Below are 17220 nucleotides of genomic sequence, written 5' to 3'. Positions count from 1 at the left end.
CACTATGAAAAAATCAGACTTACTGAAAATAGGCGAACTGGCCCGCCTGACTGACCTGAGTAACGACACCATCCGCTTTTATGAGAGCAAGGGTTTGCTTACGCCTTCCGAACGCTCTGATGCAGGTTATCGCCTGTATTCTGAAGATGACGTGGAAAAGCTCTTATTTATTCAGCGCACCAAAACGGTGGGTTTCACGTTGAATGAAATCAGCGAACTCATGGAGCTGAAACTGCATCCTGATACCCACACGTGCGGTGAAGTGAAGAAAGTCACCGAACAAAAGCTGCAGCAAGTGACAGCTAAAATAAATGAACTGGAGCGAATCCGTCAGTCGCTGCTTCAAATGAATAATTTGTGCGATGGCGGCCCTGAAAGTGCTCAGCATTGCACGATTCTACAACTACTGGACTCAGAAAAACCGCTATGAACGATATCACGCTATTACTCACCAATTTCTTTGGTCTGTTTATGGAATCAGCGCCGTGGTTACTCATGGGCTTGCTGGTTGCAGGTATTATGCACGAGCTCGTACCCGTGAGCTTGTTGCAGAAACATATGGGCAAGAACAGTGTGGGGGCGGTGATAAAATCTGCCTTCATTGGTGCACCATTACCACTATGCTCATGCGGAGTCATTCCCGCCGCACTGGGATTAAGAAGAAGCGGTGCTTCGAAGCCGGCCACAGCATCCTTTCTCGTTTCCACACCGGAAACAGGCGTAGATTCAATATCGGTTTCCTACGCCCTGCTCGGCCCCGTATTCGCCGTGGTTCGTCCTGTTGCTGCCATCTTCAGCGCCATTTATACCGGTTTGATGGTGAAGTGGTTTGTAAAAGACGACCAGAACATATCATCTTCATCTGCTGCCCCGAAAAAGGTTGAGCAGGACAGTTGCTGCAGCAGTAAAGCGCAGGTGCAGGAACCGGTATCGTCTTGCTGTGCCTCAAAAGCGGAAGTGGTTGCGCCGGTTAAATCCTGTTGCAGCAGTGAAAAGCCTGCTGCGCTAAATATCGGAAAGCCTGCAGCGCAAAGTAGTTGCTGTGACACGAAAGTCACTATACCGGTACCTGCAGAAGCGTCTTCCTGTTGCAGTTCAACTCCGGCCGAATCAGAAAAAGAGAATAAAGTCGTTCAAATCTGGCAGTTCGCTACAGGTAAACTACTGGAAGATATCACTATGTGGTTACTCATTGGCCTTACGCTGGCTGCAGCCATTCAGACCTGGGTACCGGTATCTTTTCTGACCCAATGGGGCGATGGTTTTCTGGCTATGCTGGTTATGGCGCTGATTGGGATCCCTATGTATATCTGTGCAACGGCATCAACGCCTCTTGCCGTAGGCTTTCTGTCTGCCGGCCTGTCACCCGGTGCAATCCTGGTGTTTCTGCTTGCAGGTCCGGCAACCAATATTTCTACCATGGGCATGATTGGCCGCGAACTCGGCCGCCGCTCTCTTATCATCTATTTGTTCTGCATTCTCACAGCCAGCATCGGTTTGGGTTACCTGCTGAATGCGGCGGTGGAGGCATTTAACTGGCAATCTTTTATCCCCACCGGTGAGGGAGCCCACCATCACGGCGAAACAGTAAATGCCTTTTACGCATTGTGTGCGGTCGTGCTGGGCGCACTGATGGTACGTAACAGCTGGCAGGCAGCGAAGGACAAGTGGTTTTCCGGTAGTAACATGCAAAGCAGCTGTCATTAAATAAACGGATCAGGAAGTCATCACATGGGTAATTTTACAAAAAACATCGCCATGTCTGTTCGCCGCGAACTGGTCATGGCCCGGTCTTTACAAATTAACGGGCAATGGCAAAACGCGTTTAAGCACCTGGAAAATGCACATGTCCTGGGGCAGCTTTCAACATACTGGCACACACGTGTTCATATTCTGATGTTGCTTTGGGCCTGGCGGCGAACTGACATCCGCGAAGTGATAGCTCAGATCATACGTATCACCGGCGCCGCCACGAAGACTTTTGCAGGTCTGGTCCCGACGGGAAACACCGGCGGCGGAAACGTCAGTGCATTTAAGCCGATGCCTGTTTCTGAGGCTCTGGCTGAAAAAATAGCGGGGGCTAAGCGGTAGCCCTGCAGTCCTTTTTAACCGCACCTGCCAGCCGTGACAGAAACTCGCGGTTGGTGGGTAAGCCATGCAGCAATTGCTCTGTCGAGCGTCGCACATCATTTAAAGCCTTATCCGCCACCCGCATTTCATGTTGCGACAGGCCTGTACACGCCTCCCCGAATGTAGATTGCATGCCCATCAGTACGTATTGCTTACTGGCTGAGGAAAACAGCTCCAGACGGCGATCACTCTCGTAAAGCCAGGGAGACTGGGTTTGCCACAATGCCAGAGAATCTTTCAGGCTTTGCGGCACTGAGGATGCATCGCGGTGAGCACGCCAGTATTCACTATCATCCCGGGACGACAACACATAATGCAGCTTGATAAAGTCGATGATCTCTTCCCACCGGCTGTGGGTAATTTCATTATAACGTTTAGCCAGTACCGCCATTGCATTGCGGCAACGGGGAAACTGGTGACTTATCCATTCAACGGATTTCTCCACCAGCACCAGCGCCGTTGCTTCAAGAGGCTCCACGAATCCGGCTGACACGCCAATAGCTACACAGTTGCGGTGCCAGAACACAGAACGGTGACCTGGTTCAAAGGTGATTAACCGGGGCTCTGCTTTTGATGCATCCAGATGCGGGTCATTTTTCACATATTGCATCAGTGCATCCTGAGCCTGATCTGCCGAGCAGTACTGGCGGGAGAACACATGGCCAATACCCCGGCGGCCGGACAAGGCAATATCCCAAATCCAACCGTGCTTTTGTGCCGTTGCTACGGTTGCAGAAGCTACCGGCGCATTTTCATCACGATAAGGCACCTGAAGTGCCAGCGCAGCATCATTGAATAACTGATCACGCCTGCACACCATGGGAACGTTATAAAACCCGTTCAGCAATAGTGCTTTAAAACCACTGCAATCAATAAACAGATCACCTTCAATGATACGGCCATCCGACAAGGTCACTGAAGCGATATCACCGTCCGGCGCACCATTAACCTGTTCTACATGTCCGGTGGTATGCACCACACCTAATTTCTGCGTGCAGTGCAAACGCAGCATTTCGGTAAATTTACCGGCGTTGAGGTGATAACCGTAATTCAGAGCAAAAGCAAATTCCGGCGTTGCCAGCGTCTTCGGTGCAAGTGACTGCTCACACACAGCCCCCTGGGCACAGACCAGTGTTTCAAAATCAGAACCGGGACGGTTTTTAAGAAAATATTGCGACAGATTCACCGCGCCGTAGCCAGCCGGTGCAGTGAACGGATGATAGTAATGCTCTCCGTTACCATATTGCCAGCCCACAAACTTAGAAGCCTGTTTAAACCCGGCATTGCAGAACTGCATGAAGTCTTTTTCAGAAATGCCAATCTGGCGGAGAGTATCCCGCATGGTAGGCCAGGTGCCCTCGCCTACCATGAGGTTTTTAACGTTGGGAGATTCAACCAGTTCAATGCGAACCGGATGTGTGCATCCGGATTTTTCGCCATTTTTCGCGGCCAGGATGCCTGCTGTCAGCCATCCGGCGGCACCACCACCTACAATTACAACACGGTTCGTCATTTTCCAGTCTCCTGAAAATTAACCCACCTTCCCTGCCGGGCAATATTTCTCTATGAATTGTGCGTGTGGCGGCAATTGCGCCAACTGGTTATCAATTTGGTTCTTCAACGCTGTTAACTGTTGTTTCAGTCCTTCAGGAGGGAGCAATTTACCGGCCTGATGATAGCTTCCGGGCATCAGTCCCTGCCCCATCATAACCTGTACCCATGAGTCCACTCTGAACAGCGATACATCGTCAGGCCACACATAACCATTTTCACGAAAAATCGACAGTCTGTGTTTCAGCGAACCGGGCACATCCATTGTCCTGTAGTGGTTCCAGAACGGACTGTCATCACGTGTAGTCTGATGATAATGAAGGATAATAAAGTCCCGGATAGTTTCAAGTTCAACCGCCGTTTCCTGGTTAAACCTTTCGGCTAATATTCCAAAATTATCCGAAAACGGAAATAACTTCATAAGACGGATAAGTGCCGTGGTGACAAGGTGAATACTGGTTGATTCAAGAGGCTCCAGAAAGCCGCCGGACAAACCGATGGCGACACAATTCTTATGCCATGCCTTTACCCGTCTTCCGGTTTTAAACTTCAGTTTCCGCGGTTGAGTCAGGGGCTTGCCGTCAAGGTTTGCCATCAGTGTCTTTTCAGCCTCTTCATCGCTGAGAAAACGACTGGAATAGACAATGCCATTACCGGTGCGCGTCTGCAGCGGTATACGCCACTGCCAGCCGGCCTCGTGGGCAATAGCACGGGTGTAAGGTAAAGGTGGTTCAACGGACTCAGTTTGCACAGCAATGGCGCTGTCGGCTGCGAGATAATGACTCCAGTCTTCGTACTCAACACCCAGGTGTTCACCAATAAGCAGTCCGCGAAAGCCAGTACAGTCAATAAACACATCCCCGGCGATGCCCCGGCCCGTCTCCAGCTTTAATGCCGTAATGTTGCCACTGTCACTGTGAAGATCCACTGCAGCGATTTTGCCTTCAATGCGTGTCACACCAGCGGCTTCACTCTTTTTACGCAGCCAGACGGCATAGGCAGTGGCATCCAGATGAAAGGCATAATTTAGTGGCTTCTTACCCGCCGCAAGGGCAAACTTACCTTCTCTGGCGGCTTTCAGCTCAAGACAGAAGTCGTCCAGTCCGGCACTGTAGCCACTTTCTTTTGCCGCCATCCAGAAGGCGTGAAACTCTGCCATCCAGGCACGCTGACCAATTTCGCCAAAGGAATGCAGATAGTTTTCATCTTTACACCCCCAGTTTTCAAACTGAATGCCCAGTTTGAATGTGGCCTGGGTGGCAGACATAAATTCCTGTTCGTTTATGCCCATCAACTGATGGAAACTACGCATGGTGGGAATAGTGGCTTCCCCTACACCCACGGTACCGATCTGGTCGGATTCAACCAGCGTAATGTCGAGTAAATTTCCCAGCCTGGTAGCCAGACTGAATGCAGTCAGCCAACCGGCTGTACCACCACCGGCAATAACAACTTTTGTTTTCTTATTTTCGCTCACGCCTGCTCCTTACCGGTTCAGGTTACTGATTAACATGGAACGCAAACGCCTGGCGTTAATGTCGTCCATCTCCCCCAGCGCACCACGGCACTCCGGCGGAAGATGTTCACGAACACGCTGCGCATCGCCAAACACGTAATAATCAAACAACGCCTTCCAGGCTTGTTTTTCCTGCTCTGGTTTTTCACGCAAACTCATCATGCCGTGTAACAGCACATCCATGGGATTGCCTTTGTGACGCTCTGTGGTCATCCACCAGAAATTAACCATTACGTTAAAACGGTCGTATGCCGCAACTTCATGCCACCACATACTGGGGTAATAAAGGCCGTCACCGGGTTCCAGGTCAGCAATCCACGCATTGTCCATCGCCTCTTTAAGGCGGGGGAACTTATCGAAGTCAGGATCAGCGAGATTCGCCAGCGTAACAACCTGACCGCCCGGCGTAGGATGCAGCGGCCCGGGATAAAGGTTCTCCACCTGTTCCGGCGGGAACAGCATGAACCGTCGTTTGCCCACAACACAGCAGGCCAGATTTTTAGGTTGATCAAAATGTGCAGCAGCTACAGATTCTGTTCCCAGCCAGATTTTAGCGACTACCGGATTTTGCTCAAATTCAGGATGGGTAAACGCCAGAGAATGACTGTCTGCCAGTGCAGGGAATCCTTCTTTCAATACCAGAGAGTTGACGTACAGGTATTCATGTTCCTTTTCACCGAGCTCATTACGGATTGTGTTGAACACATCAGGGATCGTTGACCGTTCTGCAGAGAAATTAAATCCGGTACAGGTATCGTTGTATCCGAAGCGGGACTGAATTTCTGATGGTGCGCGATACACCAGCATGGGTTTATTGCTGTAGTTATCTTCCAGCATCTGCATGGTATCAAGGGGGGATGTCCGCCCTGCTTTAACCATTGGCCAGTCGTTTACCAGCCCCTTAAGAATAACCGGCTGGTTAAGAGCGAAGAGATCATCAAACGGGATGGCATCTGGTGTGATGCCTTCCCACACTGTTACGGTTTGTCGGGAAGGTGTAACCATGGTTTTCGTCCGTTAATAAAAAGCGGCTTAAATGTCAGTACCAGCCGGCACTGACAATCCGGACCAGCACTGTACCTAAATCAGCGCAGATTTTGCGTTCTTCAGATCAATTAAACGCTGAAAATTACCCAGTGAAGATAAAATAAAGTAAAGCGGACCAAGCATACCGTACTGGCTTAACTTTGCCAGACTGTCACCGTCAAGCTGAGAAAGCTTTTCCTGATTGACAGAATAGTAGTTGGAGAAATTCACCTGCTCTACATTGCTGAGCTTAATCTCAATGTTCACCGGCTCCAGAAGATCCATCTCTTCCACCAGCGTGAACAGAGTTTTGTTGTATTGGGCACCGGCTTCAATAGTCTGCAGTGCCTTTTTTACATAATTCAGATAACCGGATTCGCCACCCATTGGCAGGAAGACCGCTTCACCTTCTTCGCCAACTCGGGGATCGTCCATATCAATACAAATAAACGGTTCCGGTGCGGCATCATCAGATTCGCGATAGGCAATACTGAACGGTCCGCGCCCCAGCACGGCAGGAATATAACGGGTTGTCCATCCGTCTTCACTCAGGAACAGGTTTTCGTCCTTGCTTAGCCCCAGAATACTGTGGATCTGCAACTCGCCACTGTCGGCATCTTTATAAAATACCAGCGGAAACTCTTTGTGCAGCTCACTGATTTCAGACGCGAATACGCGGGTACGGTTTACCTGATGGCCGGAAAAAGCACCCGGACGGGTATTAACTTTCAGATCTTTATGATCGACGTTATTCAGAACAGCTGGTTTAGACATAGATTGGTCCCCGTTACTGCGGGTTGAGCGAAAGGTATACGCAGGATGTTATCGCGCTACCCCGTCAGGCGCAATGTCATGTTTGTAAGGATTAAGGCCGGCATGCGAGGGCACACCGGCCTGAGAATCAAAGGTCACAATCCGGGAGGATTGTGACCGGATGCTGACAGCTATCAGAAGCTGTAGCGGGCACTCAGTACAATACGTCTGTCCAGTTCCTGGATGAAGAACGTGTTGTTGTAGCTACGGCCGTATTGACGTGAACCTTCTTCGAACAGGTTGATTACGTCCATGCTTACTGTCAGGTCTTCGTTGAAGTCGTAACTTACGTTAACGTCTACCTGCTTGTACTCATCGATGAACAATGGGTTGCGAACAGAAGATACGCCACGGTTTACTTCCGCCAGGAAGGAATCACGCCAGTTGTAAGCAACACGGGTAGACAGGCCGTCTTTTTCGTAAATCAGTACTAAGTTAGCTGAGTCACTTAAGCCTTCCAGTGCGAACTGGTCGATTGCCGGATCTGCACCTACATCGTAACCGATATCACCGTCAACGATGGTGAAGTTAGCCTGGTAACCGAAACCGCTGTCACCGAAGAAGTGCTGCCATGCAAACTCGTAACCGGAGATACGTGCGCTCTGGTTGTTTACAGGCTGAGTAACTTCGAAGGCCATTTCAGGGTCGCCTGCCATTGGCTCAACATTGTTGTTAGCGAATACGTCATCAGCAAATGCCTGACCTTCTTCGAACTCATCAGCGCCACCAGGGAACACGTCAGGGTTTGCAAGCAGTGCAGACATGGTGAAGAAGTTACGTTCTGTTACTTCGATACCACGTGCTTCAAGCTCTGCAATAGCTTCACCTGAAACAGTACCGGCAGCACCTGAAGTCGCATCAAGCAGACCGAACAGAGTTTGAGAAACCTGTTGTGTACCAACGAAGTTGTCTACGTCTTTACGGTAGTAACCTACTGACACCATGCTTGAATCACCGTAGTAGTATTCAAGTGACAGGTCGAAGTTGTTGGACTCCAGTGGATCCAGCGCAGCGTTACCGCGGCTACCTGATGCCACACCGCCTAAGTAAGTAGGACGACCAGGCGCACCAATGCTGGTAGCTGTGTACATCTGGTTATACGCAGGGCGAGCCAGCGTCATGCTGTAAGACGCACGGGCTTTCAAATCGTCAGTCAGGTTAACCGAGAAGTCGATGTTTGGCAGGAACGCTTCATATGAGTGGTCCTGAGACAGCGCTTCAGTCTGATCGCCGTAGCTGATAGTGAAGTCGTTATCTGACAACCAGATGATTTGCTCTGGTACAGATTGCAGAGAGATAGACTCAACGTCTGTCTTCTCATAACGGGCACCAACCACTAAGTTAGCTTCGAAACCACCGATTTCGCCGTCCATTGTCGCCATCGCGTACAGAGACAGGATATCTTCTTTAACGGTGTTGTTCTGAGCACCAACAGAAGGCAGATCACCCGGGGTGAAGCCATACGCCGGCGCAACAGCGTTCAGCAGGTCTACTGCGTTACCGCGGAAAGATACGCTACCCAGAGGAATAGTGGTTGAACCTGCTGGCTGAGCAATTGAGTCCGCACCGGCAACACCGCTCATGTTGTGATCTTCAAATGCACAGGCTGTACAAGTCACTTCCAGCAGACCTTCAGGAATATTACCTACATCAGCAACACCCCAGCCACCAAGCTGCGCTTCAGTTTCATAACGAAGCTGATTCATTTCAGTCGCCATGTAGCCGATACCGAAGTCAACTTTTACGTCAGAACCTTCGTCCCAGGTACCGTCGAAACGGAACTGTTTAACGTCAGATTCCTGATCAGAAGAAATGGCACGGGTAACCTGAGGACCAACATCGGCCAGGTCGAAGATACCGTTGTTGTTACCTTTAACAGAATCGTCAACAACAATGCTTGCCTGAGGCATATCCAGACCGAAGTCCATGGTTTGCCAGCCGGCAGTTGCACCTGCTACGTTGAAACGTATTACGTTTTTACCGTAAGGACCGTTACCGCCAGATTTTGCATTCGCCATGTTAGCGTCGAAACGCAGGTTCAGTGAATCGTTTGCCCACCAGTCAGCGTTGAAACCGAAAGATGTCAGTTCATCTTTAGCGGCCATCACCAGGTTCTGGAAGAAGAAGTCTTTACCCCCGTCGATATCTTCAGTGAAACGGATTGGCGTGGCAACAACCGGGTTACCATCGAATTCCATATCCGTGAACTGACGGGCAAACCAGACACCGTCAACAACAGAGGTAGAGTTAATTTCGTTGCTGGCGTAAGTTGCGTCAGCGGTCAGTGTCAGAGTTTCTGAAGGTGCGAACTGTAAGGTAACCATACCGTTCATACGTTCGCGGTTATCTTCGTTAACACCTAAACCTAAGTTAGAAGGCATGGCAACCAACTGACCTTCCGCAGGTGCGTTAGTCACGTTAGCGCCGTCTACCAGACCGAAAGTACCAGGAGACGTTGAATCCCAGTTGTACAGCTGGTAGTTCTCAACACTCATGTGGCGGCTACCGGAGTCACGCTCCTGGTAAGAACCGAACACAGCTACACCAAATGTGTTGTCATCGTTTGACCAGTTCGCAACACCACTTAATTCTGGTGTTACACCGTCACCGCTGTAGTCTTTCATGGCTTTCGCGCCGATAGAGGCACGGTTTTCACCTTGAGACAATGGCTTTAACGTATTGATGTTGATTGTTGCACCGATACCACCTGATGGTACGGCTGCACGGCCAGTCTTATAAACTTCAATGCCACTTACACCTTCAGATGCCAGGTTAGAGAAGTCAAAAGAACGGGTTGTACCGGAAGCACCCTGGTCAAGCGGGTTACCGGTGATAGATGCTACGTTAGCAGCAGGCATCTGACGGCCGTTTAATGTGATCAGGTTGAAGTTACCACCGAAACCACGAACGGTAACTTCTGAACCTTCACCGTTTACACGGTTGATAGAAACACCAGTGATACGCTGCAGAGATTCTGCCAGGTTGGTGTCCGGGAATTTACCCATGTCTTCAGCAGAGATGGCGTCAACAACACCGGTAGACTGACGTTTTACGTTCATAGATTGAGACAAACTTCCGCGAACACCGCGTACTTCAATCTGTTCTACTTGTTCTGGTGCGTCCTGAGCAAATACAGGTGATGCGACCATTACGCAGAGTGCCCCTGACACTGCGCAAGATAGCTTTGTTTTATTAAACATAGTTTGGTTTCCAGTTGAGTTTTCACACGTGAATTAAAGTGCGTGTCCCTTATGAGGAGGATGACTACCGCGCATAAAACACTGGTCAATCAGTTCACTCAACCCCATCACGCACTCGCTGTGCAAACCGTTACGTTGTGATCCCATTCTCACAATGTAACGCGTTACAAGCCGCCATTTAACGTTAACGAATTGTAACGGCGTAGTTATAGCCCGCCTTGTGAAGCAATTGCAAGTATTTTGTTAGGTTGCCTAACAAAATTAACCTTTTTCTTGAAATTGAAGTATTCTTTAGTCTTAAATGAGCGGGTAAATGCAGATTTTACTATCTGTATCTGATTAGAATAAATGGCCTGTCAGGCACTTTTTATTTACAAATACAGGTTAAGTAAAGGTGACAACTTTCCGGAGTGCAAGGATTGGTCATATTAAATTTTTATGATAAGTCACTGTTTGAAAAGGCTGAAAATTCGCTATGAAAAATAAAGGAAAAGTATAAGCATTAGTTATAGAGAATATAACCGGAAGATGATAGAGGCCCCTGAAAAGGGAATGGTGCAAAGCAAAAAACAATAATAAAACTGACTTTGCTGTCACACAAATGTAAAGAAACCAGAAAGTTCCGTAAAGCCTGAATTATCGCAAAAAGAACAAAAAACAAACAGCGGTAAACCCTGAACTTTTTTAGTGCAGAAGACTCTTTAACAGCGATCTAGTTTTAACAATGTGTGTCACAAAAACGGCTTTTAAAGCCCTTTTACCGTTAACAATTATTCAACAACAGGATAAAACAGCGCGAGCTGTTCCATAACAAAAATACTATGCCCGTACACAAGCAATCGAGTCAGCGTCTCCAACAGCAAGGCCTGGCACTGGACACAGACAGACAGTTTTTTCGCTGTCTTCGCGAAAATGGCCCCATGAGCAGAGCAGCCATCTCTCAGCTTACCGGCATTTCCCGCCCCACTATTTCAGAGGCTGCAGGACGTTTGCAGGGCCAGTCTCTGGTCAATGAAACGAAAAAGAAAACCCAGAATAAACAGGGCCGTGCAGGTATACTTTATGAGATTAATGCCAACCGGGGTGTTACCTTGTCTGTTGCTCTGGACAGTCAGCACATTCAGATGCGCCTGACCGACCTGGCTGAAAATATTGTTGCAGAAGAACAGTTCAAATTAGCCGCGCTTAATGGCCACGCCATCCCCGACTACGATGTAGAAGCCGCACACGTGCCGTCTACACGCATAGACAGCAGCGAAGCCTTTTTCCAGAAGCTGACCACCATGGCTGAAGACATGGTCGCACGAACGAAAAGCGCAGTCCTCGCCATCGGCATTTCTATTGCTGACCCGGTGAATTCTGAAACGGGCCAGGTTTTGCCTCTGCACGGTGCCCCTTTCCCCCTCGCCCACGACATTAATTTTCCCTCCCTGTTTGCCAGCATGTTCCATTGTCCCATTACCATTGATAACGATGTGAACTGGGCAACCATGGCGGAACGTTCGCAGGGTAACGCTATCGGCGAGAAGAACTTCATGTTCTTTTATTTTGGCCGGGGGATCGGTGCAGGCATTTATATCAACGGGCACCTTATCCGCGGAAGTTCGGGTATTGCCGGCGAAGTGGGCTATTTTAAAGTGGATGGTTCGAAGAACCTTCAGGATTACGTGGTTGAAAATCAATTGGGTAAAGCCTTACTGGAAAACCGTTCTTTGTACGATCATCCGGCTATGGATAAAATTATTCACGTAATTTCTAACGCGGGTATTCTGGTGAATCCGGATCTTATAGTGATTGGCGGACCGCTTTCCCGTCACGATGCCTTTATGAAAACACTGAAAGACACAATTCCACAAAAAACACTGATGCCGACCAGGGTAATTGCCAGTGCAATGCCGGATACCGCCCCGCTTTGCGGCGCATCAGCCGGCGCCCATGAACTGGCACTAGCCTCACTGGGGCTGATACAGCATCCGGAATAGCACAGTCTCAGACCGGATTTTACTATCCGGCAAGAGGAGCTTCAGGGGAGAAGCGGAAGCTTTTATCCAGCTCGCTGATCCCGAGGCCACTTCGCTTATTCACCCTGATCTGTACCGGGATCCGTTCTTTCATCGCTTCGATATGGCTGATCACGCCAATCATTTTGCCGGAGGCGTTTAAGTTATCCAGCGCATCCAGTGCAATATCAAGTGTTTGAGCATCCAGCGTACCAAACCCTTCGTCCAGAAACAGCGAATCAATGCTGGTTTTATGACTGACAAGATCAGACAGCGCCAGTGCCAGCGACAAACTGACCAGAAAGCTCTCGCCACCGGACAGAGTACGGGTATCTCTGGCGATATCACCCTGCCAGGTATCCACCACCAGAATAGCCAGACCGTCCGCCTGCTTTCGCTGCAATCTGTAGCGGCCATGCAGACGTTGCAACTGACGGTTCGCCAGCACAATAAGATTGTCCAGTGTCAGGCCTTGGGCAAATTTTCGGAATTTATCACCGGTGGCGGAACCGATGAGACCATGCAGGGCCGATGTGATCTCAAACGCCTGTTCTTTTTCCGCTATGCCTTCTGACAAACTGTGCAGTTTCTCACGCTGCTCATCATCAGCCTGACATCTGGCAGCCAGTTCTCCCCGCCGGGTGAGAATGCGATCCCGTTCTTCATTCGCCTGCTGATATTTACTCTGCAACTCATCGCCGTCAGCCTGTTGCCACAGTGCAGCCTGTTCATCATTGAGCCAGCTGTTGAACTGCATACTGGCGCTTTCAAATAACGCCGAATGACGTTGAGTTGCCGCTTCCAGGGTTTTCTTCTCACGGCTGAGCTGGTCACGTAGTCCGGGTGTGAGTAACGCATTTTGAAAATCTGTATCGCTGTCAAAACCGGCCCGGTTGCGCTGCATTTGCCAGCGTTCAGATAACTCTTCCGTCTTTTGCTGCGCAGCTCCCAGCGCTTCAACAGCTGCGTTTAGTGAAGACGTGATGCCGGTATGGCGCTCCTTTGCGGCCGTTGCCCGCTCCTGTGCCTGCAGTGCAACCTGTTTTGCCTGCGCGATGCGCTGTTCCGCTTCCGTGATGGCTGTTTGCGACGGGGTTGTACCGGCCAGAGCATGGCGTTCGGTTTGATGCTGAGTAAGGGTGTCACATAAAGCGTTAAATGCAGTTGTCAGCTTACCGGCCTGCGCTTTTGCTGCCTGCCAGTTTTGCTGTGCATTTTCACGATACACCGCCTGCTGTGATGCCTGCTTCTCAAGTGCAGTCACCTGCTCATTAGTATCAGCCCATTGCTGCGCTTTCTCCTCCAGCCTGTCCAGCCAGGCTTCAAAACCCGATGACGGTAACGGATGTCCGGCATCAGCGGTTTCTTTCGCTACGTCATTGTGCAGCGCAGTACACTGTTGCTGTGCGCTTTCCAGTGCACTTTTTGCGTCACCAGCCTGCTTCTGATATTGGGCCAACCGTTCAGCGGCGAGCGCTACCTGATTTTCACCATGACTTACCTGCCGTTGCAGTTCATTCAGTTCTGTGGTGAGTGCTGCAAGCTTCTCCTTCTCAAGATTTGCTCTGCTTCGCTGTTCCCGCAGCGCTGCCCCACGATTTTTTTGCTGCTGTTCATATTGAGTCAGTCCGGTTTCATCATTCAGAGAAACAGAAATACCGGCTTCCTGCGATATGCTTTCCCACTGTAAGGCAATGTCATCTGAATCTTGCACAGCTTTTTCCAGCGCCTGCGTGGTTTGTTCCAGTCCGATCCTAAATCTTTCACAACGCTCGTTTTGCGCAATACCGCGACTTTCCGCCTCTTTGAGCTGTGCTTCCAGTTCATGCTTGCGGGTTAGTGTAGCAGACACGTCTAGTGCAACCTCCCCGGAGGCCGGATGGGACAATGAGCCGCATAGCGGACAAGCCTCACCGTCTGTCAGTTGCATCCGGTACTCTGCCAGTTGCTCCTCTTGTTTCAGCAATAACGTGACATCCTTTAAAGACTGCCTGAGGGCGACAAATTCTTCGCGCATGAGGCCACGTTGCTTTATCGCTTCATCGTAGTCACTTTGCAGCCTCGCCTGTTCAGCTTTGTGCTCAGACTGTTTCCCGCATAACTTCAGGTATTGCTGTTGTAACAACATTGCCCGGTTAAGCGGCGCCCAGCAGTGTTCTATAGCCAGTAACTCCTGTTCGATCTGCTGCCCGTTTTGCTCAGCGGCCAGCGAATCTACTGTCTGCTGTTGTTTTGTCACAGCAGACTGCTTTTCGTTATACAGTCTGAGGGCCTTATTGCGGGCTTTTTCCGCCTGTGCAACCTGATGTGTCTGCCCGTCAACCTGCTCACGGGCCTTTATGGCTTGTTCTTCTGAGGTCGCCACACTGGCGGTGAGCACGCCAAGCTGATTAATTTGTCCGCGCCAGCCTGACAGCTTCGTCAGCAAAACACTGTCGGCCTGATGTTCGTCCAGGTAGTTTTTATGCGCAGTCAGTTGCTCATGCATGCTTACCGCCGCCTGCTCATACCCTGCTATATCAGCGGCAAGTTTACCGGTGATTGCTTTTTGCTGCTCCAGCGCAGATTCAAGTTCACGCTTTTCCTGAGTCAGCCTGGCAATATTGTTATCCAGCGGGATCACGCGGTTATGAATAAGTGCAATGCGGGCACTTCCTTCCTGCTCCGCGATTTCCAGGGCTGCGGTGCACTGCTCTTTCTCTTTAAGGCTGCTTTCTGCGTGCTGTGCACTTTGCTGTTGCTGCTCTTTCAGCAGTTCATTGCGCTGCTGCAATGTCTGCACTTCAGATTCTGCCGCACTCAGTTGCTCATATTCAGGTTTAATTTGCTCTGCCAGTTCACCCTGCCGCAGTTTTTCTACCTCCGGCGCAAATGCAGTGAGATCATCTTTAGCCTTAGTCAGCGCAGCTTCTGCCTGCTGCTTTTGTGACAAGCGCTGCGCAAAACCGTCCTGCCAGTTCAGTCCGCTCTGCCAGTGTTCACACGCTTCGCGGGCTTCTTTCAGCGTATTGTCAGCCTGCGCCAGTGCCGAAATCAGCGACGCTCTTTCCTCATCACTCAGCACAGAAATGTTATTGCGGTTTCCCCGCAGCAATGCCAGTTCCTGTTCAGCTTCTTTATATTTTTCATGCACGCGGCGGGAAATCTCACCGTATATTTCGGTACCGGTCAGTTCTTCAAGAAGCTCCGCTCTTTCGTTTTCCTGCGCATTCAGGAAGGCTGCAAAGTCCCCCTGCGACAACATCATGGATTTAGTAAAACGGGCAAAGTTCAAACCGGTGATCCGCTCTATCTCGTCCGCTTTCGGGCGTATTTGTGTAGCCAGTACCTTGCCGCTTTCTACTTCGGCCAGTTCCACTTCCGCCGGTTGCAGGTTTCCGCCGGCATGACCCCGTGCCCGCCGCATACTCCAGAAAGCACGGTAGGCAGTGCCCTTAACAGAAAACTCAACTTCAGCCAGACAGTCACCGGTACCACGGGTCATGATTTCATTGGATGACGCAGACAGTTGCCCAAGCCTGGGCGTCTGATGATAAAGCGCCAGACAGATTGCATCCAGCAAGGTGGTTTTGCCTGCTCCGGTAGCACCGGTGATGGCAAAAAGTCCATTATCAGTAAACGGGGCGCCGGTGAAATCCAGCTTCCACTCACCTTTAAGCGCATTGAGGTTTTTAAGCCGCAGGGTCAATATTTTCATTGTGCTGCTTCCCCTGCATCAAGGCCCGATACCACTTCACGAAACTGTGTACGCAACTCTGCTTTCACCTCTTCCTCTGTGGCATCATCCATTAACAGCAAGCGCCGCTCAAAGACCTCTTCCGGCGACAGTTCTGACAAATCCTGTTCATATTCTGCCGTCAACGACGCTGCAGCCCTTTCATGAACCCGCCTGAGTTGCAGTACCTCTACCGGCTTATCTTCTGTCATTGCCTGAATGCGCTGATGCAAATCAGACAAATACCCCTGCGTGGTGACTTCGATACACAGCCAGGTGGTTGCTGCCGTATCAGTGAACGCTTTGAGTGACAGCTCAATGGTATCCAGATCGCCACGGATAATCTCCATGGGCTGAAAAACCGGAACGGGAAGGGCTTCGATAACAGGGGTTGTGCTGCCTTCAAAACTCACCAGCACCACCTGCTTTTGTGTACCCAGTTCATCAAAACTGAGAGCAACAGGAGAACCGCTGTAGCGGATATGCTCTGATTTAGCCACTTTCTGTGGCCGGTGAATATGTCCCAGCGCAATATAATCTGCCGGCGGAAAGCCGTCGGCGGCGAAGCCTTCCAGCGTACCGATGTAGATATCCCTCACACTGGACGAGGCAGATACGCCAAGCGCAGTAAGATGACCTGTAGCAATGACAGGAACGGCTTTTCCTGAAGCTTCGCGGCGCGAAGCCGCAACATCATACACACTCCGGTAGTGAGCTTTGATTGCATCACCCAGGTGCTGTTTCTTCTCATCCGTGGACTGACCCGCAGCACTGACCAGCACGTCTCTGGGGCGGATGAACGGGATCGCACAAACAAATGCGCCGGTTTCGCCGTTTTTATCTTTAAGTTCTACCACCTGATCCGCGGGGTTTTCCAGCACTGAAGCAATAACATGGGTATTCAGACAAGACAGCAGCCCCCGTGTTTCATTCAGCACTGACACAGAGTCATGGTTTCCGCCCAGCACAATCAGGGTACAGCGGTGAGCCTGCAAAGCAACCACAAAACGGTTATACATTTCTCTGGCATAACTGGGTGGCGTGCCGGTATCAAACACATCGCCGGCAACGATGATGGCATCAACTTGTTGCGCTTCTACAACCTGCAACAGCCAGTCGAGAAACTGCTGATGTTCGTCTTTGCGGTTTTGGGTAAAAAAGCTCTGACCGAGATGCCAGTCTGAGGAATGGAGGATTTTCATAAGAACAACAATACAAAGTCAGAGACACGTCATGCCTTATGTTGACCACACCGGCGCGGCGAGTCAA

11 protein-coding genes are annotated in these 17220 nt (G+C 50.3%); 4 read left to right on the top strand and 7 right to left on the bottom strand.

All coding sequences use genetic code 11. The features are described from left to right. Positions 1-4 precede the first annotated feature (4 nt). Genes zntR through ACXAG2_RS18560 form a run of 3 tightly spaced genes read left to right on the top strand, consistent with a single transcriptional unit; the run spans position 5 to position 2091 of the window. Entirely contained in the window at positions 5-430 is a 426-nt protein-coding gene (zntR, locus tag ACXAG2_RS18570; protein ID WP_349584671.1) for a Zn(2+)-responsive transcriptional regulator, read from the top strand. After that, positions 427-1707, top strand: a complete 1281-nt coding sequence (locus tag ACXAG2_RS18565; RefSeq protein ID WP_474869436.1) for an SO_0444 family Cu/Zn efflux transporter — start codon at positions 427-429, stop codon at positions 1705-1707. The genes zntR and ACXAG2_RS18565 overlap by 4 nt, the downstream gene beginning before the upstream one ends. Positions 1708-1731: 24 nt before the next feature. Then, a complete protein-coding gene (locus ACXAG2_RS18560) occupies positions 1732-2091 on the top strand; it encodes a DUF3703 domain-containing protein (protein ID WP_474869435.1) in 360 nt (119 codons plus the stop codon). Here the strand turns inward: ACXAG2_RS18560 and ACXAG2_RS18555 are convergent. The 5 genes from ACXAG2_RS18555 to ACXAG2_RS18535 all read right to left on the bottom strand — a co-directional run bounded on the left by ACXAG2_RS18555 (position 2081) and on the right by ACXAG2_RS18535 (position 10185). After that, on the bottom strand, positions 2081-3643 hold the full coding sequence (locus ACXAG2_RS18555; protein WP_474869433.1) for a tryptophan halogenase family protein: 1563 nt from the start codon (positions 3641-3643) through the stop codon (positions 2081-2083). The two genes, ACXAG2_RS18560 and ACXAG2_RS18555, sit on opposite strands and share 11 nt — an antisense overlap. A gap of 18 nt (positions 3644-3661) precedes the next feature. Continuing rightward, on the bottom strand, positions 3662-5158 hold the full coding sequence (locus ACXAG2_RS18550; RefSeq protein ID WP_474869430.1) for a tryptophan halogenase family protein: 1497 nt from the start codon (positions 5156-5158) through the stop codon (positions 3662-3664). A gap of 9 nt (positions 5159-5167) precedes the next feature. Then, positions 5168-6202 carry a cupin-like domain-containing protein gene (locus ACXAG2_RS18545; RefSeq protein WP_474869428.1) on the bottom strand — a complete coding sequence of 345 codons (1035 nt, stop codon included), beginning with the start codon at positions 6200-6202 and terminating at the stop codon, positions 5168-5170. 75 nt (positions 6203-6277) lie between these two features. Next, the gene (locus ACXAG2_RS18540; protein ID WP_474846410.1) at positions 6278-6997 is read right to left on the bottom strand and encodes a SapC family protein; all 720 of its coding nucleotides are present in this window, start codon (positions 6995-6997) and stop codon (positions 6278-6280) included. A gap of 173 nt (positions 6998-7170) precedes the next feature. Beyond that, positions 7171-10185: a TonB-dependent receptor gene (locus ACXAG2_RS18535; protein WP_474869426.1), complete on the bottom strand. Its 3015-nt coding sequence runs from the start codon at positions 10183-10185 to the stop codon at positions 7171-7173. Positions 10186-11156: 971 nt separating this feature from the next. Between ACXAG2_RS18535 and ACXAG2_RS18530 the strand changes: the two genes are divergently transcribed. Next, positions 11157-12218: an ROK family protein gene (locus ACXAG2_RS18530; RefSeq protein ID WP_474846414.1), complete on the top strand. Its 1062-nt coding sequence runs from the start codon at positions 11157-11159 to the stop codon at positions 12216-12218. A gap of 22 nt (positions 12219-12240) precedes the next feature. On the opposite strand, the gene ACXAG2_RS18525 is transcribed toward ACXAG2_RS18530, so the two are convergent. Beyond that, the gene (locus tag ACXAG2_RS18525; RefSeq protein ID WP_474869424.1) at positions 12241-15933 is read right to left on the bottom strand and encodes an AAA family ATPase; all 3693 of its coding nucleotides are present in this window, start codon (positions 15931-15933) and stop codon (positions 12241-12243) included. Beyond that, positions 15930-17153: an exonuclease subunit SbcD gene (gene sbcD, locus ACXAG2_RS18520; protein WP_474869422.1), complete on the bottom strand. Its 1224-nt coding sequence runs from the start codon at positions 17151-17153 to the stop codon at positions 15930-15932. Before sbcD ends, ACXAG2_RS18525 begins: the two co-directional genes overlap by 4 nt. Positions 17154-17220 lie beyond the last annotated feature (67 nt).

The sequence above is a fragment of the Alteromonas sp. ABH4_456 genome (assembly GCF_056160645.1).
This window is presented reverse-complemented; position numbering and strand designations above follow the sequence as displayed.